The sequence below is a fragment of the Streptomyces sp. 2114.4 genome (genome assembly GCF_900187385.1).
Taxonomy (GTDB): Bacteria; Actinomycetota; Actinomycetes; order Streptomycetales; family Streptomycetaceae; genus Streptomyces; species Streptomyces mooreae.
Map to the genome: position 1 here is coordinate 3800714 of NZ_FYEY01000001.1, position 24286 is coordinate 3824999.

Annotated in this window: 19 protein-coding genes and 1 pseudogene; 10 read left to right on the forward strand and 10 right to left on the reverse strand. The window is 71.3% G+C overall.

Annotated elements, in window-relative coordinates:
• Positions 1-115: 115 nt before the first annotated feature.
• The 8 genes from CFW40_RS16660 to CFW40_RS16695 all read left to right on the forward strand — a co-directional run bounded on the left by CFW40_RS16660 (position 116) and on the right by CFW40_RS16695 (position 9672).
• On the forward strand, positions 116-463 hold the full coding sequence (locus CFW40_RS16660; RefSeq protein WP_088798639.1) for a PadR family transcriptional regulator: 348 nt from the start codon (positions 116-118) through the stop codon (positions 461-463).
• Positions 460-1203, forward strand: a complete 744-nt coding sequence (locus tag CFW40_RS16665; protein ID WP_088798640.1) for a hypothetical protein — start codon at positions 460-462, stop codon at positions 1201-1203. Before CFW40_RS16660 ends, CFW40_RS16665 begins: the two co-directional genes overlap by 4 nt.
• A 348-nt stretch (positions 1204-1551) precedes the next feature.
• Positions 1552-1851, forward strand: a complete 300-nt coding sequence (locus CFW40_RS16670) for a WXG100 family type VII secretion target (protein ID WP_088798641.1) — start codon at positions 1552-1554, stop codon at positions 1849-1851.
• 76 nt (positions 1852-1927) lie between these two features.
• Positions 1928-2242 carry a hypothetical protein gene (locus CFW40_RS16675; RefSeq protein ID WP_088798642.1) on the forward strand — a complete coding sequence of 105 codons (315 nt, stop codon included), beginning with the start codon at positions 1928-1930 and terminating at the stop codon, positions 2240-2242.
• Between the two features lie 32 nt (positions 2243-2274).
• Positions 2275-2955, forward strand: coding sequence for a hypothetical protein (locus CFW40_RS16680; RefSeq protein ID WP_088798643.1), 681 nt, complete (start codon positions 2275-2277; stop codon positions 2953-2955).
• A 25-nt stretch (positions 2956-2980) separates the two neighbouring features.
• Positions 2981-7498: a DUF6531 domain-containing protein gene (locus CFW40_RS16685; RefSeq protein ID WP_088798644.1), complete on the forward strand. Its 4518-nt coding sequence runs from the start codon at positions 2981-2983 to the stop codon at positions 7496-7498.
• Positions 7499-7533: 35 nt separating this feature from the next.
• Positions 7534-7953, forward strand: a complete 420-nt coding sequence (locus CFW40_RS16690) for an SUKH-3 domain-containing protein (RefSeq protein ID WP_176956489.1) — start codon at positions 7534-7536, stop codon at positions 7951-7953.
• Between the two features lie 330 nt (positions 7954-8283).
• Entirely contained in the window at positions 8284-9672 is a 1389-nt protein-coding gene (locus CFW40_RS16695; protein WP_088798645.1) for a DUF308 domain-containing protein, read from the forward strand.
• Between the two features lie 105 nt (positions 9673-9777).
• Here the strand turns inward: CFW40_RS16695 and CFW40_RS16700 are convergent, their stop codons facing one another.
• Positions 9778-14166, reverse strand: coding sequence for an FtsK/SpoIIIE domain-containing protein (locus CFW40_RS16700; RefSeq protein ID WP_088798646.1), 4389 nt, complete (start codon positions 14164-14166; stop codon positions 9778-9780).
• A gap of 260 nt (positions 14167-14426) precedes the next feature.
• On the opposite strand from CFW40_RS16700, the gene CFW40_RS16705 reads away from it, so the two are divergent.
• Entirely contained in the window at positions 14427-15386 is a 960-nt protein-coding gene (locus tag CFW40_RS16705; protein WP_088798647.1) for a hypothetical protein, read from the forward strand.
• Between the two features lie 3 nt (positions 15387-15389).
• On the opposite strand, the gene CFW40_RS16710 is transcribed toward CFW40_RS16705, so the two are convergent.
• The 9 genes and pseudogenes from CFW40_RS16710 to CFW40_RS16745 all read right to left on the reverse strand — a co-directional run bounded on the left by CFW40_RS16710 (position 15390) and on the right by CFW40_RS16745 (position 22796).
• Positions 15390-15995: a sigma-70 family RNA polymerase sigma factor gene (locus CFW40_RS16710; RefSeq protein WP_088798648.1), complete on the reverse strand. Its 606-nt coding sequence runs from the start codon at positions 15993-15995 to the stop codon at positions 15390-15392.
• A gap of 149 nt (positions 15996-16144) precedes the next feature.
• Positions 16145-16924 (reverse strand): LamG domain-containing protein, encoded by a 780-nt coding sequence (locus tag CFW40_RS16715; RefSeq protein ID WP_088798649.1) that lies wholly within the window; start codon positions 16922-16924, stop codon positions 16145-16147.
• A gap of 257 nt (positions 16925-17181) precedes the next feature.
• Positions 17182-17775 (reverse strand): hypothetical protein, encoded by a 594-nt coding sequence (locus CFW40_RS16720; RefSeq protein ID WP_256331438.1) that lies wholly within the window; start codon positions 17773-17775, stop codon positions 17182-17184.
• A gap of 243 nt (positions 17776-18018) precedes the next feature.
• A complete protein-coding gene (locus tag CFW40_RS16725; RefSeq protein WP_088798651.1) occupies positions 18019-19191 on the reverse strand; it encodes a cupin domain-containing protein in 1173 nt (390 codons plus the stop codon).
• 173 nt (positions 19192-19364) lie between these two features.
• Positions 19365-19748, reverse strand: coding sequence for a DUF6415 family natural product biosynthesis protein (locus tag CFW40_RS16730; RefSeq protein WP_088798652.1), 384 nt, complete (start codon positions 19746-19748; stop codon positions 19365-19367).
• A gap of 157 nt (positions 19749-19905) precedes the next feature.
• Entirely contained in the window at positions 19906-20916 is a 1011-nt protein-coding gene (locus tag CFW40_RS16735) for an XRE family transcriptional regulator (RefSeq protein WP_256331437.1), read from the reverse strand.
• Positions 20917-21033: 117 nt separating this feature from the next.
• Positions 21034-21261 (reverse strand): annotated as a pseudogene (locus CFW40_RS38920) (multiprotein-bridging factor 1 family protein); the annotation flags it as partial.
• A gap of 144 nt (positions 21262-21405) precedes the next feature.
• On the reverse strand, positions 21406-21861 hold the full coding sequence (locus tag CFW40_RS16740; protein ID WP_088798654.1) for a GNAT family N-acetyltransferase: 456 nt from the start codon (positions 21859-21861) through the stop codon (positions 21406-21408).
• Positions 21858-22796: a DMT family transporter gene (locus tag CFW40_RS16745; protein WP_256331436.1), complete on the reverse strand. Its 939-nt coding sequence runs from the start codon at positions 22794-22796 to the stop codon at positions 21858-21860. Before CFW40_RS16745 ends, CFW40_RS16740 begins: the two co-directional genes overlap by 4 nt.
• A gap of 270 nt (positions 22797-23066) precedes the next feature.
• Between CFW40_RS16745 and CFW40_RS16750 the strand changes: the two genes are divergently transcribed.
• Positions 23067-23987, forward strand: coding sequence for a LysR family transcriptional regulator (locus CFW40_RS16750; protein WP_088798655.1), 921 nt, complete (start codon positions 23067-23069; stop codon positions 23985-23987).
• The last annotated feature ends 299 nt before the right edge of the window (positions 23988-24286 follow it).

A 24286-nucleotide genomic window follows, 5' to 3' on the forward strand; every position in this document is an offset into this window, starting at 1 on the left:
CACGTACGGCCCCCGCGGACATCTGCCAGGGCTCCGCACCCTCCCGCACCGCACTCCGGCACCGCCCGTTCCACTACCTTGCAGTGCATGACTCATGCTGTGTAAGGTACTGGCCATGGAGGAAGCACCCACCCCCCGCGCCCAGTGGCTACGCGGGGTGCTGGATATGTGCCTGTTGGCCTTGATGGCGGAGGCGCCGGTCTACGGCTACGAGATGACCGTCCGGCTCGCAGAGGCCGGGCTCGACGTCGCGGACGGCTCGATCTACCCGGCGCTGGCACGCCTGCGTAAACGCGAGCTGGTCGAGGTCGAACGCCGCAGCGGGGACGGGGGTCCTGCCCGTACCTACTACAGCCCCAGCCAGGCAGGCCTGCAGATGCTCCGGTCGTGGGGCCGCGACTGGAGCGAATTCGCCACGAGCATCGGCTCCATCATCAGCCAGACGACGCGGGAGGAATCATGACGCTGACGGTCGAGGACGCGATACACCAGGCCACGGAGACCTGGCGGCGCCTCGGAATCGAAAACGATGCGACGGACGAGATGGCCGAGGAGCTGGCAGCGGACCTGGCCGCCGCCGACTCCGACGGCCGGTCGGTCACCGACTACATCGGCGGTGACATCGACGCGCTGGCCACCTCCTGGGCGGTCGAACGCGGTCTGCTGCCCACCCGCCCGCGCCTGAAGGAGACCGCCGCGGCGGCGGCCAGGGGCGCCGCCGTACCTGCCGTTGTCGCCGTCATCCTCTGGTGGGCAGGGATGCCCGGTGGTCTCCTCGACCGCGACAGTGAAGCGATGACCACGCAGCTGCACGGGCCGCCGGTGTGGGAGGTGCACCACTACCCCAATCCCGGCACTCCGTTGATGTGGGTGGGCTGGGCCGTGTGCCTGCTTGCCGCTTTCTTCTGGGTCCGGTCCACCGTGGCCGCGGAGCTCCAGCGCCAGCACGACCCCGCACGCGAAGTGACCGTGCGGGCCCTGACCAAGGCCCTTCCCCTCATTCTCCTGGCAGCGGTCCTGCTGGGCACCGCGATCAACCTCCTCGGGGGTTACGCGTTTTCGTACTTCCAGGTCATCGTCACCGTCCTGGTCGCGCCGGTCGCCATGCTCGGCGCCGTCGCAGCCGGCGCCGCCTGGGTCCGGGACCGCACCTGCCCGCCGCTGAACGCTTCCCGGTTGAAGTATCGGCTGCCGGCTGCCTGAGCCGGTTCTCTTCGGCGGCCCGGTCTCGGCCCTGCCCGGAAGACGGAAAGCACCCCTCCCGCTCGATTTCCGATCCCGCCTGCGCATCCCGTTCCCCGCCCCCTAGTTGAGGCCCAGGTCAGCGACCTGGGCCTTGTTCGTTGGCCGGATCGGAACGTCATGCCCGGCGAGCGCACCCTGCCGGTCGGCACCTCGCCCGCGAAGGGCGCGCGCGACGGATGCAGCGCTCCCGCCGGCTTTCGTCACCGTTCCGCAACAGCCGTGAACCGCCCCGGAAGATGCCCCGTACAGCCACGTGTGTGCGGCCCCAGCGGGCCGCGGCGATACGCAGCGAGGGAAGGAATCGGCATGGCCGGCGGCAACATCAAGATCAGCCCGGACGAGATGCGGGAGGCGGCGACCTGGCTGCAGAACCAGAAGGAGCAGATGCAGCAGAGCCTCCACGAGGCCAACACCAAGATGGACGAGATGGTCGAGGCGGCCTACGCGACGCCGGGCTCGGAGACCAAGTTCCGTCCGTACTGGGAGGAGTACAAGAACGGCACCGAGAAGGCGATCGAGGGCCTGCAGGGCGTCAGCGAGTTCATCAAGCAGGTCGCCGACGCGTTCGTCGACACCGACGACCAGACGGCCGGCTCCATCGGCTGAAGCTCCCCCGCATCGTCCGGCCCCGCTCTCCCTGTGAGGGCGGGGCCGGGCGGCTGGGACAAGAGAGGAGACACCGATGGGCAACATCAGCGTGCCTGTGCAGGACCTGAAGGACACCGTCAAGGAGCTCCAGAACATCGGGGAACTGATCGGGAACTCCGCGACGCTCTACAACGCCACCGGCGGCGCGGGGGACTTCAAGAGCCTGGCCGGCGACAGCACGCTCGCGGACGCCCTCGACGCGTTCGACAAGGCGTGGGTGGCAGGTCACGAGCGGGTTCACGACAACGTGAAGACGTTCGCCGACAACACGGACACGATCGCCGAGAACTTCACGCAGACGGACGACGAGACCATCAAGTCGCTGGACGAAGACCAGCAGGACGCGTGACGGAGGAACGTCGCGCCGAAGGGAACAGCGCCATGTCGGAACCGACCACGGAGCAGCCGGAGGCGGCCGCGCCCGCGGAGTACAGCCTGAGGTTCCCCGATTCGTGGTGGCATCTCGACCTCGACCCGAGCACCCGGGACGCGTCGATCCGCCGCCGCATCGAGGCACAGGTGGAGAAGGCCCCCCAGCTCACCCGCGAACAGGTGGACGGGCTGATCCGCAACACCCGGCGCATCGCCCGCGAAGCGCACGCACAGGGTGCGCTGCGGGCATCGGGCATGCTCAGGATCCTGCGTGCGGGCAGCGGTCCACTGGTGCTCAGCGCCACGACGGTGGTGCTGCGGATCACCGTTCCCGAGGAGGAGTCGGAGGATCTGGCGGACCTCGTCATGGCCGCCGGCGTGCAGCTCGGCACCGACGCGGAGGGCAGCGGACTGCCGCCCGGCGAGGTGGAGTTGGTGGAACTGCCGCATGCCGGGGCGGCCGGGCGGATCTCCCGCATCGAGGACGTGGACTACCAGGGGAAGCGGGTTCCCACCGCGGTGCGGCACACCCTCGTCCCGGTGCCCCACACCCACGACTACCTGGTGATCGCCAGCTCCACTCCCAACGTGGATCTGGCGGAGCAGTTCTACGAGGTCTTCGACGCGATCGCGGAGTCGCTCCGCTTCGACGGCCAGGCCGACACGAGCGACGCAGAACAGGGAAAGTGAGGTCGCGGCCATGGCGCGTCCAGCGGTGTCCGATTGGGAAGACGTCTTCGGGTTCTCGGACGACCCGACCCCCGGCGATGCGGACATGCTCGGCGATCTAGCCCGCCAGTACCGCTCCGTCGCCGACAACGCGGGCGATGCCCTGCCCCTCGTCTCCGGCCTGGAGGGCAACCAGGTCGGCGAGGGCAAGACGATGGACAAACTCCGGGACAAGCTGGGCGACCTGGCCAACCAGGTCCGCAAGTTGCACAGTTCCTACGACCAGGCAGCCGGCGCCCTGGACACGTACGTGAACTCGCTGCGCGACCAGCAGCACAACGCCGACAAAGCCCTGGAGAAGGGCCGCGAGGCCAAGGACCGGCTCGAATCGGCCACCGACGTGGTCAAAGCGGCCGGCGCCGACATCAGCAGGCTCGACGGCGAGAAGCACCCGCCGGACGACAAGGAAGCACGCGCCAGCACCCGCCGCGCCCTCGAAGAGGCCCACAGCAAGCAGTCGGGAGCCCAGGCGCAGGCCGACGACGCCCAGGCCGACCTCGACGCGGCCCGCATGCTCGCCGAGGACGCCCGCCAGGTCCGCGAGGAGGACGCCGCCACCGCCGCCCAGAAACTGGACGACGCGAGGGACGAGTCGGTCGCGGGCTACAGCCTCTGGGACAAGATCAAGAAGGCGTTCAGCAAGGCCCTCGCCATCATCAGCGCCGTGCTGGGTGTGCTGGCGCTGCTGATACCCGGTCTGCAAGGACTCGGGATCGCGCTCACCATCGGGGCCGTCGTCGCCGGCGCGGCATCACTGGGCATCAATATGTCGATCATGGCCGAGACCGGCGACTGGGACATCGGCGAGATCGTCCTCGGCGTCGTCGGCCTGGTCGCGGGCGGCGGCGCGCTCCTCAAGGGGCTCGGAAGCGTCGGCTCGGCGCTCAAGGGCATCAAGCCCGGCGCGATGAAGAACATCGGGTCCAGCGCGATGAAGAACCTCGGGTCCGGCTCCACCCGTTCCGTCAGCCGGGAGGCGGTCGGCAAGAAGTGCGCGACCGACCCGGTCGACGTGGCCACCGGCGAAATGCTGCTGATGCAGACCGACCTGGAACTGCCGGGCGTGCTGCCGCTGGCTCTCACGCGGACGCATCTGTCGACCTACCGTTACGGGCAGTTCTTCGGTCCCTCCTGGGCCTCCACGCTGGACGAACGCCTTGAGGTCGACGACCGGGGCCGGGCGTGGTGGGCGCGCGAGGACGGGTCGATCCTGACCTACCCGCGGCTCCCCGAGACCGGCTCCGTGGACGACCTGGTGTGGCCCGACGAAGGCCCCCGCCTGCCGCTGGCGGCCGAGGAGACGGCCGAGGGCGAGGTCGCCTTTGTCGTCCGCGAGCCGCGCGCCGGCCTCGTCCACCACTTCGCGGACCGCGCCACGGACGGCGCCGACGAGACCCGCGTGCACTGGCTGACCCGCTGGCACGACCGCAACGACAACGAGGTGCGGATCGAGCGGGAGGCGGACGGCTCCCCGACGGCGATGGTCCACTCCGGCGGCTACCGCGTGGAGCTGAACTGCGTCGCCGGACTGCTCCTTGACGCCTCCGTGGTCACGCCCGAGGGCCCCGTCGAGGTGACGTCCTACGAACGCGACACGGACGGCAACCTCAGCCACATCGTCGACTCCTCCGGCAAGGCCCTGGTGTTCGGCTACGACGAGCACTCCCGCATCACCTCCTGGACCGACCGGAACGACTCCACGTACCGGTACGTCTACGACGAGACCCACCGCGTCACCGAGACCATCGGCCCCGACGGGCACCTGTCCTCGCAGTGGTCCTACGACCCGGCCGAGCAGCGCACCCACTACACCGACTCCACCGGTGCCACCACCACTTATCAGCTCAACGATCTGCACCAGGTCGTCGCCGAGACCGACCCGCTGGGGCACACCACCCACTCCGAGTGGGACCGCTACGACCACCTCCTCGCCCACACCGACGCACTGGGCAGCACCACCCGCTACGAGTGGGATGCAGGGGAGAGCCTGACCCTCATCGAGCAGCCCGACGGCGGCCGCACCCAAGTCGGCTACAACGCGCTGCACCTGCCCACGGAGATCGTGCTGCCCGGCGGGGCGGTGCAGCAGCTGGAGTACGACGCCCGCGGCAACCGCACCGCGGCCACCGCCCCCGACGGTGCCGTCACCCGCTACACCCACGCGCCCACCGGCGCTGTGGCGACCCTCACCGAAGCCGACGGCGCGCAGCGGAGCATCGACACCGACCCTGCCGGTCTGCCGGTCCGCGTGGTCGACGCGCTGGGGGCGGAGACGAGGTGCACGCGCGACGCCTTCGGCCGTCCGACCACGGTCACCGACGCCCTCGGCGGCGTCACCCGGCTGGAGTGGACGGTCGAGGGCCTGCTGTCCCGCCGCACCGCATCGGACGGCAGCGTCGAGGAGTGGCGCTGGGACGGGGAAGGCAACTGCCTCTCCCACACCGACCCGGCCGGCGGCACCACCGCCATGCGCTACACCCACTTCGACCTGCTCGCCGAGCGCACCACCCCTGACGGCGTCACCCACGCCTTCGCCTACGACACCGAGCTGCACCTCACGCAGGTCACCAACCCTCAGGGCCTGACCTGGAACTACAGCTACGACCGCGCCGGACGGCCGGTCGGCGAGTCGGACTTCGACGGGCGCACCGTCACCTACGCCTACGACGCGGCCGGCCGGCTGACGTCCCACACCACCCGGTCCGGTGCGGAGATCCGCTTCGAGCGGGACGCGGTCGGCCGGGTCACGGCCAAGGACGCCGCCGGGGCGGTCACCCGCTACACCCACGACGCGCTCGGACGGCTGACCCGTGCCGAGAGCCCGCAGTCCGTGCTGGAGCTGGCCTACGACGCGGGCGGGCGGCTGCTGTCGGAGACCGTCGACGGGCGCGCCATGCGCTACGGCTACGACCTGTCCGGGCAGCGCATCTCGCGCACCACCCCGACCGGCGCCGTCTCCACCTACGCCTACGACGCGGTGGGCAACCGCACCGCGGTCTCCACCGGCGGGCACGAACTCGCCTTCCAGCACGATGCGCTGGGCCGGGAGACCGAGCGGTTCTTCGGCGCCCAGGTGCGGCTCTCCTCCACCCGGGACGACAGGGGCCGCCTCACCCACCAGTCGCTGACCTCAGGCCATGAGCTGCGCCGCGCCCGCTCCTACGGCTACCGGCCCGACAGCTACCTGACGTCGCTGACCGAGGAGGTCACCGGCGAGCAGCGCCGCTTCGACCTGGACCCGGTGGGCAGGCCGCTGACGGTGAGCGCGGAGGGCTGGAACGAGTCCTACGCCTACGACGCGGCCGGCAACCAGACCGCCGCCCAGTGGCCCGGCCGGAGTACCGACGGCGGGGCCCGGGGGGAGCGCAGCTACCAGGGCACGAAGGTGCTGTCGGCGGGCAAGGTGCGCTACGAGCACGACGCCGCCGGGCGCATGACGCTGCGTCAAAGGGCGCGGCTGTCGAAGAAGCCGGACACCTGGCGCTACGAGTGGGACGCCGAGGACCGACTGACCGCGTGCACCACCCCCGACGGCACGCGCTGGACCTACACCTACGACCCGCTGGGCCGCCGCACCGCCAAGCACCGCAGCGGCGAGGAAGGGGCGCCGGCCGAGTCGGTCCACTTCACTTGGGACGGCACCAGCCTCGCCGAGGAGTCCACCTCCCGTACGGGTGTCACCGTCACCTGGGACCACGACGGCCACCGGCCTCTCACGCAGTACGAACGCCGCCTCACAACAGCCGGCGGTGCGTCCCTGTCCCAGGACGAGGTCGACTCCCGGTTCTTCGCCATGGTCACCGACCTGGTCGGCACACCGACGGAACTGGTCGACGAGCAGGGCGAGATCGCCTGGCACACGCGGTCGACGGTCTGGGGCACCACCACCTGGAACCGCGACGCCACCGCCTACACCCCGCTCCGCTTCCCCGGTCAGTATGCCGACCCCGAAACCGGGCTGTACTACAACTTCTTCCGCCACTACGACCCCGAGACCGCCCGATTCGCCAGCCCCGACCCGCTGGGCCTGACACCGGCGCCCAACCCGGTCGCCTACGTCGACTCGCCCCTCACCTGGGCCGACCCCCTCGGACTCGCCCCCTGCTCGGACGCCGAACTGCTGTCGGCGACCCAGAAGCTCGCCGACGACGTGTTGAAGTTGCCCAAGGGGCAGCGGGGCGGCATGGCGGAGGCCATCAGTCTCCGGGAAGGCGGGGACATCATCACGGGGGTGAGCGGGAAGGGCAACACGCACGTGCTGCATCGGGACGTCCAGAACGTGCTGGACAACATTCCGTTGGCTGATCGCACGCCCGTGCACGGAAAGTGCGGGCTTCCCCAAGCCCTGACCAAGGCACTCAATGACGGGCGGGACCCGACGGGAGCCAAGGGCGCCGCGATCATGGTGCGCTCGCCCAACAACGCCCATTATGGGGCGACGGCTCCCCCGTGCGCCAATTGCCAGAACTTGGTAAACCACTACGGCATAGACTTCATCACCTGAGGAGAGCAAGCGTGCAAGAGGAGTTTTCACCTGAGGTGGCCGACACCCTCGTCTCCTTCGGCTGGTCGCCGGATCGACGGGTGGATCCCTCGTCGTGGACCGCGCCCTTCGAGGAGCAGGGGATGGTGGTGCACGAGGTCGTCCGGGACTTTCTCGCCCGGTTCGGCGGGCTGCGCTTCGACATCTCGGGCACCGGGATCACCGCCGCGCGCACACCGTTCGAGATCGATCCGCTGCTGTGCATCGGCGAGGAGGACCGGTTCACCGAGTGGGGAGCGGAACTGGGGGTGGAGATGTTCCCGCTCGGCGAGCTCGAGAACGGACACCTCTTCCTCGCCATGGACCAACACGGTGTCGTCTACCTGGTCATGGACTGGGTCGCTCGCTACGGCCCGTGGCCGGAGGCGATCGACTCCCTGGTCAGAGGAGTGAAGCCGGAAACGATCGTCGACTGAGAAGCCCTCACCGGGCGGCTCGGCCGAGTGCACGTCCGCCTCACCGGCGGGCACTTCGGCCGGGCCACCCCGGTACACCCCCGGGGCACCGACGGCAGGTGCGGTGACTCCCCTCTCGATCAGCTCGGCGTGGTCGAAGCACGTGAACCGGTGGTCGTCCAGACTGTCGGGCCGGGTGTCCGCGAGGACGGGGATCGCCTTGAGGGAGGGTAGGCGTACGGGGCATGCTCGAAACCGGGTAAGAGCCCGGGCCCGGACCCGTCGTGGGGCAGACCCGGCGGTCGGCGCGGATCTCGGGCACCGTAGCTGACGGAGAGTGAGGTGACGTCCATGGCACGTCCGCCGGTGTCCGACTGGGAGGACGTATTCGGGTTCTCCGACGATCCGACCCCGGGCGATGCGGAGATACTCGGCAGACTCGCGCGCAGCTACCGCTCGGTGGCCGACGACGCGGGGGACGCCCTGCCCCTGCTCTCCCGGCTGGAGGACAACCAGGTCGGCGAGGGCCGGGCCATGGACAAGCTCCGGGACAAGCTCGGTGATCTGACCGAGCAGGTCCGCAAGCTGCACAGCTCCTACGACCAGGCGGCCGGCGCCCTGGACACCTACGTCCACTCCCTGCGCGACCAGCAGCGCAACGCCGACAACGCCCTGGAGAAGGGCCGCGAGGCCAAGGAGCGGCTGGCGTCGGCCACCGAGGCGGTACGTGCCGCCGGCGCCGACATCGGCCGGCTGGACGCCGTCACCCACCCGCCGGACGACATCGAGGCACGGGCGAGCACCCGGCGCGCACTGGACGAAGCCCACAGCAGACAGTCCACGGCGCAGACGCACGCCGATGACGCACAGGCGGATCTCGACGCCGCCCGCATGCTGGCGGAGGATGCGCAGAGGGTGCGTGAGGAGGACGCCGCCACCGCCGCGCAGAAGCTGGACGACGCGAAGGACGAGTCCGTCGCGGGCTACAGCCTCTGGGAGAAGATCCGGAAGGGGTTCAGTCTCGCCCTGGGCATCATCAGCGGTGTGCTGGGCGTGCTGGCCATGCTGGTGCCCGGTCTGCAGGGCGTCGGACTCGCCCTGACGATCGGCAGTTTCGTGACCGGCGCCACGGCGTTCGGGATCAACATCTCCCTGAGCGCGGAGTCGGGCGAGTGGAGTCCCCTCGGCATCGTGCTGGGCAGCATCGGGCTGTTCATGGGCGGGGCCGCGGTCCTCAAGGGCGTCGGCTCGATCGCCGGCTCGGTCACGGCTGCGGTCAAGGTGGGCGGGGCCGGCGGGGGCATCGGCAGGATCGGCAGTGGATTCAGGGAATTCCTGGGCGAGTTCAAGCAGATTCCGGTGGCGGTCGGGAGCGTCCCCAGGAATATCCGGGTCGCCGTCAAGGACTACAAGAACATCCCCCACGACATGGTCCACGTCGCGAAGGGCATCGGGTCCAAGATCGACGACTACAAGTGGCTTCTGACGGCGTCCGTGAACCCGCGCAACGCGGTGAGCACGGTGCTGCAGAAGGTGTGGACGGCCCGCCTCACGGTCCGTACCTCGCCGCTGCATCTGCCGACCCTGGGCGGCCTGCGGGGCGTCACCCACCGCTGGTCCCGGCCGGACGTGGCCGGCTTCTTCCTGGGGGTGACCGGCCTGATCTACGGACCGGCGGCCTACACCGGTCACCAGGCCCCGCCGGTGCGCGACGGCAGCTATCTGCCCGGGACGGCCTGAGCCGGCCCCGCCGTCCCGCAGACGAGAGGGCTCCCGCCGATCACCTCGGCGGGAGCCCTCTGTGGTGCGCGGACGGCGTGTCCGGCACGGGGGTCATGCGGGGAGTCAGGCAGGCGCGCCCGGCTCCGTGAGCACCGTCTCCGGGACCTGCACGGTACGCAGCACCCCGTCGCCCAGGTGCAGGATCGCCCGGCCCGGGCGGGTCGCGCCCAGCCGACTGCGGGGCACCTTGACGCCGATCAGTTCGCCGTCGCTCATGTTCTGCGGCTTCAGCAGCAGACCGCACCGGTTGCGGCGTGCCTCGGTGTGCCAGCCGGAGAAGCCGGAGGAGAGCCGGTCGGTCTGGCCGGCGATCACCAGGCCGCGGCCGGTCTCGGCACCGGACTTGGCGATCTGGGTGAGGACCGGCTCGGCCCGCGTCTTCAGCAGCAGGTCGGCGTCGTCCAGGAGCACCACGGCCCCGTCGGGCGCGGAGGCGAGCGTCGTCTCCAGGGCCGTGGGGTCGATGTCGGACTCGTCGAACACCGCGAGCACGCCCGGCCGTCCGGAGAGGTGGCGCAGCGGCGAGCGGGCGGGGGCCCCGACCACGACCGGGATGCCGACCGCGAGCAGCGACAGCGCCAGGGTCGACAGGACGGTGCTGCGTCCCGAGCGGGCGGGCCCGGCGACGAGGAACGTCGGGGTGACGGTGAAGTCCGGTCCGACGGCGGTGAGTTCGTCGCCGCCGACGCCGGCCAGCGCCCAGCGCACGGAGCGCCTGGCCGGGACGAACCGGGCGGCCTCCTCGAAGGTGAGCCGGTCCGGCAGGGTGTCGACGCGGAACGGCCGGGTGGCGGCCGGCAGGTGAGCCGCCCGCTGCCGGCACTCCTCGGCGATCTGCTGGAGCGCCGCGGCCTGCGCCTGGCCCTCCGGGTTCTCGGTGAGGAGCGCGATCTGCACCTCGGCCTTGTCGGCGGCGCGGAAGGCGCGGCCCGGCGGGATCTCGTCGGGCACGTTCCGCTGGGTGATGCCGATCATGCCGTACTCGGACTTCTCGTTGAGCTTCAGCACGAGCTTGTCCTCGGTGGCGCCGTTGACCCGGCTGGAGAACAGCGCCCGGTCGCCGGTCATCACCAGGTGGATGCCGGCGCTCGCACCGTCCCGCAGCAGCGTCAGTACGGAGTTCAGCAGGTTCCCGGCGTCGTACTCGCCGAGCTGCTTGTCGAAGACCTCCCACCGGTCGATGAACAGCACCAGGTGCGGCGGCCGTTCGTCCTCGGGCAGGGCGCGGCGGAGCTCCGTCAGGTCGGCGCTGCCGCGGGCGGCCAGCAGTTCCTGCCGCCGGGTGAGCTCCGCCGTCAGCCGGGCGAGCAGCCGGGCCACCCGGTCGGGCTGGGTGCGCTGGGTGACGGCGCCGCAGTGCGGCAGCCCCTCCATGGCCAGCAGCGCGCCGTTGCCGCAGTCGATGCCGTACAGGTGCAGCCGATCCGGGGAGTGGGCGCGGGCCAGGGTCCCGGCGATGGTGCGCAGCGTCTGCGACCTGCCCTGCCGGGGCGAGCCGATGATGTGCAGGTGTCCGAGCGTCGCCGGGTCGATCACCAGGGGGAGCCGGGCCTGCTGTGCGGGCAGGTCCACCACGCCGTACGCGACGGGCGCGAGGTCGTAGTCCGAGGGCGGGACCGGGGGCAGCTCGCCGAGCGCCAGCTTTTCGGGCAGCGGCGGCAGCCAGGGGCTGTGCTGCGCGGGGATGCCCATCTCCCGGTCCGCCTCGCGGATCGCCGCGACGAGCCCGGTGAGGTCGGTCTCGACCTCGGCGGGCGCGGCCGCGGCGCGCGGCCGCGCCGGCAGCGGCTCGCCGAGCCGTTCCCAGCCGACCGCCACCGCCCAGGGTGCCGGCAGCGAGGCCGCCGCGGCCCCGGGCCGACGGCCGCCGACCCGCCCGGACTGGAACGGCACCAGGGAGTTCTGACCGAGGCGCACATAGGCGCGGCCGGGGGTGCTCTGCGCAATCCCGGCGGCCTCACCGGAGTTGAGGACGTCCTGGCTCTCGCCGGAGTCCGTCACCCGCAGCGCGATACGCAGGTTGGTGTTGGCGCGGATCTCCGAGGAGACGACGCCGCTGGGGCGCTGCGTCGCCAGAATCAGGTGGATGCCGAGGCTGCGGCCCCGCTGCGCGATGTTGACCAGGCCCTTCACGAAGTCCGGCAGGTCGCGCACCATCGAGGCGAACTCGTCGATGACGATGAGCAGCCGGGGCATCGGGGTGCGGCCCGCCGGTTCGCGCTCCAGCAGGTCGATGTAGTCCTCGATGTCCTTGGCGCCGGCCGCGGCGAGGATGTGCTCGCGCCGGGTGAGCTCCGCCGTCAGCGACACCAGGGCCCGTTCGACGAGGTGGGCGTCGAGGTCGGTGACCATGCCGACGGTGTGCGGCAGGTCCACGCAGTCCTTGAACGCCGAGCCGCCCTTGTAGTCGACGAGGACGAACGTCATCGCGTCCGGACGGTTCGCCACCGCGAGCGAGGCGACCAGCGTCTGGAGGAGTTCGGACTTGCCGGAACCGGTGGTACCGGCGACCAGCCCGTGCGGGCCGTCACGCCGCAGGTCCAGGTAGAACGGGCCGTCCAGGGAGACGCCGACGGCCGCCCGGGTCGAGCGGCCCCCGGCCGTCCAGCGCGCCCGGATGCCGGCGGCCTGCGGCGGGTCGAGGGCGAGCACGTCGAGCAGCCGCGCGGAGCCCGGGAGCACCGCGGCCCCCTCGTCGTCCCCGCCCGGGTCCCGCATCGGCCCCATCGCCCGCGCCAGCGAACGGCACCAGTCCAGGGACACCACGTCGGGCCGGATGCCCCCGACGGTGCCCCGGCCTGAGCGTCCCACCCGCACGGTTCCGCCGGGCTCCTCGGCGACGACGGCGTGGCACTCCTCGGGCAGCAGCCGCTCCTCGGCGTCCAGGCAGACCGCGCGGACGCCGACGGCCGGTCCGTCGCGCAGGATCTGCGCCACGCCGGGCAGCGAACGCAGCCTGCGGGCCCCGTCGAGGACGACCAGCACATCGGGCCCGGCACTCCGGCTCTGCCGGTCCTCCCGTCCGGCGCGCTCGGCGATCAGCGCGGTCAGTTCGGCGACCCGCCGGGCGCAGGTCTCGGTGCCGTAGCCGATGGCGGCCGGGGTGTCGCCGGACTTCTTGCGCACGTGCGGCAGCCAGCGCAGCCAGGACCAGCCGTCCCGGCCCGGCCCGCCGGTCGTCAGCAGGTGGATCTGGAGGTCACGGGGGCTGTGCAGGACGGCGGCCTGGGCCACCGCCCACCGTGCCACGGCGCGCGCGGCCGGGCCCTCGCCGGCGATGCCCAGGACGTCGTGCTCCCGCAGCGGAACGGTCACCGGGACGTCGTACGCCGTCCACGGGTCCTGGCGGCGGTGTTCGTCCTTGGTCGGGTCGTGGAGCACCACGTCGGACGGCAGGTCGGCCGTCCCGATGCGCAGTTCCAGGAAGTCGGCGTCCGAGGTGCGGCGCTCCCACAGGCGGCGCCGGGGTCCGACGGCGGTCAGGACGACCTCGGCCGGGTCCGGGAAGCCACGGCGCCGGGCGGTGCGTTCGGCCGTCAGGGCCTGCTCCGCGTCGCCCTCGATGCGCCCCTTCTTCTCCTCGTAGGCGGCGACCTCGTCGGAGTGCGACTGGCGTCCGTTGCGCCGGCTCATCAGGAAGTTGCCGACGATCACGACCGGGGAGAGCAGTCCGAAGAACAGCATCTGCATACGGCCGAAGGCCAGCGCCCCGACCCCCGCCATCACCAGCGGGGCGGCCGCGGTGATCCACGGGAGCGGCCGGGCGGCGGGCGGCGCGGGCGGGGAGGGCAGGGTGAAGCGGGTGGCGTTCTCGGCTGGCCGCAGCCGCGGGGGCCGGTTGTAGTCCCAGCCGGTGCCGTCCTCCGACAGCTGCACGGCCGCGTCCGGCCGCTGCGGGAGGGCGAGTTCGAGCAGGCAGCCGCCGACGAGGAGCTGTGCGCCGGCCGGCCAGGCGGTGGCCCCGGCAAGCTCCTCGCGGTCCAGTTGCGGGGCGCCGGCGTCCGGCGCGGCCGCCGCGTCGGGCGCCACCCGGCAGCGTCCCCCGGGGCCCACCGTCAAGACGGCGCACGGCCGGTCCGGGACGGCGCGCAGCACCTGGGCGCTCCCGTCGTGCGCCAGTCCGATCCGGTACTCGCCGATGTCGAGCCGGTGCACCGTGCCCGCCCCGGTCCCGCCGACCGCACGGACCTCCACCAGCCCGTCCGGTTCGGCCGACGCGGTGCCCGCGGGGCGGCCGAGGCCCACGACGGCCGCGTGGTGGAGCGGCGCGTCCCGCAGCCGCATATCGGCGGGCAGCAGCCGGTCGCCGGCGTACAGGCCAAGGCCCTCCGGGGGCCGGTGGACGCCGCCCGCCCCGGCCAGCGCCTCCGCGACGGCCCCCACGGGCGTGTCGGGGTCGGCGTCGAGGTGGACGTCGAACGCGTCACCGTCCCCCTCGACCACGGTCAACATCAACGACACGAAACGTCCTCCAGCCGGCGTGAATGGGGAGCCGCGGGAGCCCTGCTCGACGGCTCCCGTGCCACTGAGGGGACCTACGGGTGCTGTCCGCGGATGGTTCACGGGCGCGGGACGGACGGGCCGGTGAACCATCCGCGGGCGGGCGCCGTAGTGGCCTTCGGGTACCGGGCACCGCGACGTGGCCGTGGTGCCGCTCCCGCTTCCGCCCGCCCCGGCTCCGCCGCCGGGGCGTCCCGACAAGGAGTCAGAAGATGATCTGGTACGTCCTGGCCGTGGTGCTGGGGCTGGCGCTGATCGGGGCGGTGACCGCGCTGATCGTCACCGAGCGGCGGCCCCGCCCGCCGAAGCCCGCCGTCGCCTCGGCCGCCGTCATGGGGCGGGAGGCACTGGACGTGGTCAACGCCGGACTGCGCCGGCTGACGGGCGAGTGCCTGCGCTCCGGCCGGTCGCTGCCCGACCTGTACGCCGTCGTCTACTCCGAGGAACGCCTCGGGCTGCTGCTGGCCGGCCCGGAGGAGACCGCCCCCGCGCCCTGGGCCGCCGAGGCGGACGGCGAGCGCTGGACGATCTCGCCCGACGATCTGCACCGCCCCGGTCCGGAGGGCGAACCGGCCCTGCCGTACGCGCTGACGGTGACGGTGGGGCTGGACGGCGCCGACCGGGTGCTGGTCGACCTCTCCCGGGCGGCGGGTCCGGTCTCCGTCTCCGGCCCGGACGACGAGGTGCGCGGCCTGGCGCGCGCCGTCGTCGCCGAAGCGCTGGCCGGCCCGGTGGGCGCGCTCGCCGAGGTCACCCTGGTGGGCTCCCTGGCCGGCGACGGGTTCATGCCCGGCGACGCGCCGCGGACCTCGCGTCTGCACACCGCGGCCAGCCTGGAGGAGGCGTTCGCCAGGGCGGCGTCGGCGGCACCGGGAGCACCGGGAGCACCGGGAGCACCGGAGCCCGGAGCGTCCGAGGTCACCCAGATCTTCCGGCTGATCGAGGGCAGCAGCCGGATCGCCGTCCAGGGCGAGGCGCCGCACCTGTTCGTCGTGGACGCCTCACAGCTCCCGCGGCGGGCGGGAGCGCTGGACGGCCTGCGGCGCGGGGACGCGCTGCTGGTGCTCGGCGACGCGCCCGCGGCGTGGCCCTGGCAGGCCGGTGCGGACGGCTCGCTCGACACCGGACCGCTCGGCCTGGCGGTCACCCGGCACGCGGGACGTTTCGCGTGAGTCTCATCCGGCGGCCCGGTCACGGCCGCCCGCCTGCAGACCGCGGCTGTGCAGCGCCTCCCGCAGGGCCCGCGCGGCGTAGTACGTACGCGACTTGACCGTGCCCGGCGGCACACCGAGGACCCGGGCCGTCTGGTTGACGGTGCGCCCCAGGTAGTGCACGTGCAGCAGGACCTCGCGCTGCGGCGGCCGCAGGTCCCGCAGCGCCTCGATCAGCACCTGGGAGGTGAGGATGTGGTCCACGTCGTCGGACACCGGCAGGTGGGCGAGTTCCGGGTCGCCGGCCTCGGGTGGTCTGGCCTGGCGGGCCCGGTGGCCGTCGATGACGAGGTTGCGCAGCACGGTGAACAGCCACGGCCGCACCGAATCCGCGGTCGGGTCGAGGTCCCCGGCGTGCCGCCAGGCGCGTATCGCGACTTCCTGGAGGACGTCCTCGGCGCGGTGCCAGTCGCCCCCCAGCCGCCGCGCGGCGAACTGCAGCAGCGCGCTGCCGTGGAACTGGTAGAGGGCTCTGAGGAAGTCGTCCGAACCGAGTTCCGCGGTGTGGGGGCTGCGTTCCGCGGCGTGGGGACGGGATATGCAGTCTTCGGTCGAAGCACTGGCCGACAAGGGCCTTTTCCTCTCCGGTTCGTCTGTGGGGGGAAGACGGATACCGCCGGCCGCGGGCAGGCCGACGGGCGCCGCCGCGAGCGGCCGTTCGCTCCGTCGCGGCGTGTCCGCCGGCCCGCGGCGGCGGTGTACCCGCCCCGGTACCGCCGTCAGCCCGGTTCGCGGGAGGAAAGCGAGCTCACCTCACCGGGCGTCAGCTCCCGGTCGTAGAGGTGCACATCGGAGACATCGCCCTTCCAGTGGTCGGCAGCCTTCCCGCCGAACTTGCCGCGTCCGACCACCACATCGCCGGTGGGCTTCACCGTGCCGACGGCCTCCCTGCTTCCCGCCGGCCGCCCGTCCACGTAGATCCGCATCCGGTGGTCCTTCTGGCGGTACGTGCCGGTGAGGTGGTACCAGCGGCCGGCCTGCGGCTTCTCGGCCTGCTCCGCGACGGTACGGGCACCGGTGAAACTGAAGGCGAAGTTCTGGTCCTGTCCGGAGTACTGGAGGTAGAACGTGCTGGCCTGGTCACCGTCCTGGGACAGCACGGTGTGGAAGCCGTTCAGGTCCTCGGGGGCCAGCCGCACCCGCGCGGCGACCGAGTAGTCCTTGCCGGCGGTGTCGAGCCGGGAACCGGTGTCCGCATATCCGCTGGTGCCGTCCAGCCGCAGGGCACCGCCCTCGGGACCGTCGGTCCACTGCCCGCCACCACTGACGACGGCATCGTGCTCCCCCGCCTTCGCGGTACCGGACCGGTGCAGCGGCCACCACCCGACACCCCGCAGCGACCCGGCCCCCGAACTCGGGCTCGGCTCACCCGACTTCCCCCCGGCCTGCGCCTTCCCGGCCTCCCCGGCCCCCTGGCCGCGCACCAGTTGGGCGACGACAAAGGCCAGCGCGACGGTCAGTACGGCAATCGTGGTGATGAGCGACCATCTGCGCGTCATGTATCTCCCCGGGACGTACGGCATACAGGTACAGGTGTCACTGGTGACCACGTGTCCGTTCCGGAAGTGGTTCAACGTGCACCCAAAGTCTGACAGGTGGTCACGACAGCGCAGGTGGGCCCCTGAATGTGCTGACCTGCACCGGAACATGGGGCGACCGGGCGGAATGGGCGGTTCCGCGGGGTTCGTTGGGGTGCTTCGGCGGCGCGGATCCGTTCATCCGACGACCGGCCCAAGGCACCTCGGGAGCCGGCTTCCTACAACCGTCTGAGGTGCTGCCGGACGCCGTCGGCCAGGCCTGCGTAGAACGGCACTCGGGGAGCGGCTTGGAGGATTTCCGTGCAGGCGGTCAGTTCGCCGATCCGGCCGTCCGGGGTGTCCAGTACGTGGGCGAACTCCTTGCGGACCCGCTCGGCGACGTCCTGCGCGGGCAGGGAGTGCAGATAGAGGGTCGCGGCGTCGTAACCGAGGGGCGCCGTGCCCCATCCCTCCCAGTCCAGAAGGGTCAGGGCCGGGCCGGTGAGGTTGGCCCAGTGGAGGTCGCCGTGGGCCGTGGCCCAGGTGATCTCGCCGGGGGTGACGCCGGTGAACTCCGGAACGCGGCGCCGGATGTACTGCTCGCGCACGGCCTGACGGTCCGTGCGAACGAGCGCGAGGTGCGCCAGGGCCTGGTGGAGTCCCTGCCACCAGGTGTCCGGGAGGTCCGCGTGCTGGTGGAGTGGATGAAGCACCGGGCTCTTGGCCACCGGCGGAGTCGCGACGAACTCGTAGTGCTCGGCTCGGTAGTCCCAGCCATCGGCCGACCAGTCGCCCAGACCGAGCAGCCTGGGCCGTGGCACCGCGGGTGGCACGGCCCGTTCCGCCTCTCGGGGGCCTTCCCACAACTTCCCCCCGCTCTTCCCCCGGGGATCACTCACCAGCCGCAGCCATGCGACACCCGTGGGCGTGCGGACTGCCCCGGACAGCGTCCTGCCCGCATACCCCCACACCTCACCACCTGCGGTGTCGGCGAGCCCCAGCAGGTCACACGCGTGGCCGCGAGCGGAGAGCATGCGGTCCCTGACAGCAGGCTCAGGGGCAGTGAACATCGTCGGCTACCTTCTCCGGCTGACGGCGGCGACACCGGCCTCGACCAGCTCGGAGACGAGCGCTGCGACGTGGCCGACGGGGAGCCCGGAGCTTACCGACAGTCCGCCCAGGGTTGCGGTCCTTCCTTGGAGGAGGAGCTTGATCACGGCCAGGACCGGACTGCTGAACGTCCACTCCTGGCCGCCGGCGCTGAACAGGACGTGGCCGTTCTCATCCACGCCGTACCAGGCTCCGGCGACGGTGAGACGGACGCACAGGCACCCGTCCGCGGGGATACCGTCCACAAACGGCAGCGACGGCACCGGCCGGCCAGGGTCCGTGCTCCCCCGTGCGTTGATGAACTCCTCGATCACCCCCTCGTGCAGGGCTTCGGCGAACTCCTCGCGCAGGGCTTGGAGATACGCGGTCCTCTCATCCGGCGGGGCGAAATACGGCAGGTTCGCGCGGATGGTGTTCGAGACCCGCAGCTGGTCCGCGAGCCAGGACAGGAGGTCCGCTCCGGTAGTGGGTTTGAGGCCGCAGGTCAGGTGGAGGGACCGGCCTTCGGTGGCGGCGACGGCGTGCCACCACCCGCGGGGCAGATAGAGCATGTCGCCGGCCTGGAGGACAATCTCTGCGACCGGGGCCCCGATCGGTGGCTCGGGGGCCTCGGTGTCGACGCGTAGGGGGTCGACTCGGGTGGCTCCGTAGAGCTTCCACCGCTTGGCGCCTTCGAGTTGGAGGACCACCACATCGTGGTCGTCCCAGTGCACGCCGAAGCCTTCCTTCGGCGTCCATGAGGCGTAGAGGTTGACCTGCACGTCGGTGCGGAAGTGCCGCTCCAGCGCGGTGGCGAGGTCTTCCACGCCGGGGTGCAGTGCGTCGACGGCGTCCAGGACGAGCGAGGCGCCGTCCTTGAGCTGGTGGTGCAGGTTGGCGGGCTCGATCCGGTGCCAGACCGTGTGGCGCTTGGACACCACGGGGTGGGCGTAGCTGTGTTGCGGGATCTGGCTGCCGTCGTTGAAGAGCCGCAGCCGTGGGGGTTCGAGGCGGTGCCGGGCGATGATCTGGTTGAGGTCGTCCCAGGTGAACAGGTCCGAGAAGTCGCCGACGCATGGCCAGTGGCGGTAGGTGCGGCCGAACGCCTCGGCGGGGAAGTCCCCGCCGAGGCTCCGGACCGCCGAGGAGATGGCGGTCATCTGCGGCTCCGATCAGTCGTTGCCGTCGCCCTTACCGGTACCGCCACCGTCGCTGAGCCGGTCCTGGCTGCGGGCGGCCTGAACAGAGCGCTTCGAGACGATCAGGTCGTTCATCGCATGTTCCCTTCTCTTCGGTTCTCCCACCGGGGTTCCGGCGGGAAATCTGCGTCACTTCACACCACCTGTTCGTGGTGGATCTGCCGGAGCATCTGCTGGACGGACCGGGCCAGCGACTGAAGGCGACGGGCGGCCGACAGCAGCCCATCGCCAGGCCCGGATCGCAGCTGGATCTGGGCGTTGTCGATCTGGGCGTGTTCCCGGTACCAGGCGACCTCGCCCGGCCGGTGCTCCTGTACGTGCTCCTTGGCCTGTTCGATCAGCGGGCCGAGATGTCCCTTGAGGGTGTCGATCAGCCGGAGGACTTCGTCATACGGGGGAAGGACGATGGTGGAGCGCAGAGCTGCGGCGATGTCCGCCTGGATCTGGTCGATGCCGTCGGTGTCCGACGGGCGCAACTGGCCCGGCAGCGGCTGCTGACCGGCACGGGTAGCGTCCATGGTGCAACTCCTCGAAGACGGTGGTGGTCGTCACCGCCACCAGGGGCGAGGAGAGGCCGGCCGTACGCGGCCCCTGGCGGCTGAGTACGAGTCAACCGCCAGAGGAACAGACAGATACGCAACCGGGTTGCGAGGTAGTAATCCCTTTGCGGGTACGTCAGTCGACGGCCACGCCCGCACGGCCGGCGAACGCCCGGACGCCCGGGAGCGTCCGGTCATGCCGGAGCAGGCCGCCGGCCAGGGTCTTGACCGACCCGCGCCGGATCTCCTGTGGTGCCGCCCGCTCGGCCGCCAACAGAGCCCGGTAGCACTGCTCGGGCTTGCCCCACTGGTCGAAGCAACGGGCCACGTCAGTGAAGAACCGCCCCTGCCGCTCGGCGGTCGGCAGAGCCGCGGGGTTGATGGTCCTGGCCAGGTCGATCGCCTGCCCGGCATCACCGAGCAGATAGTGGACCGACAGCTGGTGCAGCACCACCTGCTGGATCCCGGTGTCCGTGCGGGCCTCAGGGCTCGTCCGGCCGGTCTCCGCGGCCTTGGCCGCCTCATCGATCAGTGCGTGTGCGGTGTCCCGGTCACCCCTCTTGGCCGCGGTGTACGCGGCAGTGGCCAGCAGCGAGCCGTGCGCGGCCAGCCGGGCTGCCTCAGGGGTTCGGCGGTCTGCGCGGACGTCCTGGGCGGCCCTGACTGCGATGTTCGTGGCACGTGCGAGATGGCCTTGGCGGCGCCAGGCACTGGAGACCATCCGGTGCGCCTCGGCAATCGTCAGGGCGTCCCCACCGATCCGCGCGGAGGTCAGCGCACGGTCCGCAGTGATCGCCACCAGGCCGTCCTCGCCGAGCTTGATGCACAACCGCGTGGCAATGTTGTAGAGGTCGGCCACCGCGGTGGCCGACGTCTCCGCCGGCTCCAGGGCTTGCGCTTGCGCGATCCGGCCAGGCAGGTTGCGGGCCAGCGTGTCGTACCGGGCGGCTCGGAATTCCTCGCGGGACGCCTTCACCTCAGCGGCGACGCCGGCCGGTGACACCTCGCCGCTCTTCGGCACGGTGGCGATGCCGTAGAGCAAGTGGTCTTCCAGGGGCGCGAGGGCGCTGGCCTCGGCCGGAGAAGCACCGGCCAGGGGGGCCGTGAAGACCACCGCCGCAGCGGCCAGAAGTTCGCGGCGTCGCACGGGGTCGTCCCCCTCCTCTGGACCAAGATTGCGAACAACCCTAGCCGAGGCGGAACGACGCCGAGTCGATGCCGGCGCAGGCGCGGGCGGCGCGGCGGCGAGAAGATCGGCCAGGGGAATATCCAAGGCCTCGGAGATCTGGCGCAGCGCATCCAGGCCGTTGACCGGGATCACGTCCCGCTCCACCTGAGATACCCAGCTCTCCGACCGGTCGATCATCGCCGCCAAGTCCCGCTGCGGCCATCCCTTGCGCCTGCGCGCCTTGGCAATCGTCTTACCAAGTGTCAGTTCGTATCCTGCCACTGGGCACGCCCCCGAAGTCCCGTATCCGCATCGCGTGAGCATGCAACGGTAGTGGGGGAAGGGGCACGGCTGTAGAGGACATGGCTGCGAGAGCAGGGCCACTGCTTCACCTTCCACAGCTGTGGAAGCAGCCGCCCAGCCGCGCCACCATTGCTGATCGGGCAGGCATGAGCCGACTGCTGCTGCTCACAACTCCCGGGTCATGAACGTACTGTTCCGGTCGGGCCGGTAGTCCGCGAACGGTGCGCACTCCCGGAACCCGAACTTCTCGTACAGCCGCCGGGCAGGCAGGAAGAACTCGTCCGCGCCGGTCTCCAGGCTCAGCCGTGTGAAGTGCATCCGGCGGGCCTCGGCGATGATGTGCTCCAGCAGCAGGGAGGCGATCCCGCTCCGCTGCCGCACCGGCCGGGTACGCATCGACTTCAGCTCGGCGTGCCCCGCGTCCAGCCTTTTGATCGCGCCGCAGCCCACCAGGCTGTCGCCGTCCGAGACCGACCAGAACGTGATGCCGGGCTTGCGGAGACTGTCGAGATCGAGGGCGTGCTTGCTCTCCAACGGCGTGCGGGACCGCATCTGTTCGATGTGCTCCTGGAGGAATCGGGCGATCTCCGGGCCGGAGAGGTCGTCCATCACGATCTTCAACGTGTGCACCTTTCTTCGGGGGCTTCCGTTGCCACGGGTGCCGGGCGGGGGACCGAAGCGGACGTGGCTGCCGTACGCTCCGTGCGCTGCGTGCGCTGCGAAAGGGCCGCACCGGCGAGGATGACGACGGCGCCAATCGGCTGGTGCCAGTTCAGCTCCTCGTGCAGGACGACCACGCCCGCCAGCGTAGAGATGACGGGGACGAGATAGGTCACCATCGACGCAACAGTGACGCCGACGTCCCGCACCAGGCCGTACTGCATCAAGAACGCCGCTCCCGTACCCAGCGCACCCAGGATCAGGAGGGCGAGCGTCTGCGCGGCCGGGAAGGTCGTGGGCGCCGAGGTGAGGAAGGGGGTGACCAAGGCGAGCTCCACGGCGCCCGCTGTCAGTTGGGCGGCTGCCAGGGAGAGCGCGGAGTGACCGCGACCGGAGAGGAAGCGGCGGACATATACCCATCCCACACCCATGCTCAAAGCTGCCCCCAGGGCCATGCCGGCTCCCGCCGGGTCGCCCACGTCGGCACCGTTCCAGATGCCGAAGACCACCAGCACTCCGGCGAAACCGAGGGCCATACCGGCCACCTGGTTGCGGTGGGGGCGCTCCCCCGGCAGCGCACTGACCGCGACCAGCAACGTGAACAGAGGGGTGGTGGCGTTGCAGATGCCGGCGAGCGCGGAGCTGATCCGCTCCTCGGAGTAGGCGAAGAGCGTGAACGGGACGGCGTTCAGCAGGAGCCCGGCCACGGCGAGATGGAGCCACAGGAGCCCGGCCCCGGGAAGCGGCTGCCGTCGGACCACGAGGACGGCAAGCAGGGTGGCCGCGCCGAGGGCGACGCGTCCCGACGACACCTGGAGCGGCGCGTACGCCACCCCACTGATCTTGACGAAGAGGAAGCTCAGGCCCCACACGAGCGCGAGGAGACCGAAGCGCACCCGCCAGTCGAGACGGTGGCGGGGGGTGCCGGAGTGTGGCGAGGCACCGGGATCGCCTCGGCGGACGGCAGCTTCGGGAGAGGCTTCAGCAGCGGCCTCGGGAGCGGCCTCTGCAGAGGCTTCAGGAGGGGGGTGTTGGGCGGGGCAGGGCAAGGAGGCGGCCTCCTCGTCGGCCCTGGGGCGGGGTGAATCCATGGCGAAAACCCTGCGGTCACCACGCGTCAACGACAAGCAATAAAATGTGATCCGCCGATGTAGGAGTCCTTCACCGTGCTCAATCTCGACCGGCTCCGCACCCTGCGAGCCCTCGCTCAGTACGGCTCCGTCAGCGCGGCCGCGGACGTCCTGTACGTATCGGCATCCGCCGTCTCCCAGCAGATCCACAAGCTGGAACACGAATGCGGGCACCGCATCGTGGTGCGCAACGGGCGCGGCGTGGAGCTGACTCCGGTGGCCCGCCTGCTGGTGGACCGTGCCGAACGCATCCTGGAGCTGGTGGACCGTACCGAGGCCGAGCTGCAGGCCCACCGGGGCGACGTGGTGGGCACGCTCACGCTGGGTGCCTTCCCCACGGCGGCCCGGGGTCTGGTCCCCCACGCGCTCCGGCTGCTGGGTGAGCGTGCGCCCGATCTCGAACTGCGGGTCACCGAGATCGACTTCGCCTCGCCGCTGGTACAGGTGGAACGGGGCGACCTGGATGTCGGGGTGGTGCAGGACTGGGTCCACTCGCCTCTGTCCTGGCCCGTCGGGGTGGCGAAGCGGCTCGTGGTGACGGACACCGCCAAGGTGGCCCTGCCTGAGGCACACCCCCTTGCCGAGCGCGCCACGGTGGGCCTCGGCGACCTCGTCGACGCATCGTGGATCAGCCGGGCACGGCGCTCGACCTGCCACGAGTGGCTGGTGCTCACCATGCGGAGCCACGGTGCGGAGCCCCGCATCGTGCACACCGTCTCCGAGCACCCCACCCAGCTCGCTCTGGTCGCGGCGGGAGTCGGTCTGGCCGTGGTGCCCACACTGGGGCTCGGGCCGCTTCCCGCCGGTATCCGGGTTGTGGACATCGAGCCGGCGCTGACCCGCCGGGTGTACGCGACATGGCGTACCGATGGGTCGGTCCGCCCGTCGGTTCTTGCCGTCGTCGAAGCCCTGGCCGAGGCCGGAGGCACGGCGGCTCCTGCGCGCAGCAGTTGTTAGTGAGGCGTTAACGGTGCGCTAGCGATCTCCGTGAGAGTCATGGGTGTCCAAGGGTGTTGGTGAGGGCCGCTGAGGCCTTCGGCTCCATGCCCGGCCCACCGATCGGGGGATCACCATGCAGAAGACGACGCCGGACGACGACGGCCGCGCCGGGAAGGCCGCGACGACGGAGCAGGGACGTGCGCTGCGACGCGGCGCGGTGCAAGCGGTTTCTGTTGGCTGCTCCTTTTCGGAGTTACCCCTCGCGTAGTTCACTGCGAAGTGCCGGGCTTCCGGCCCCCACGGCTTCGGAGAATAAT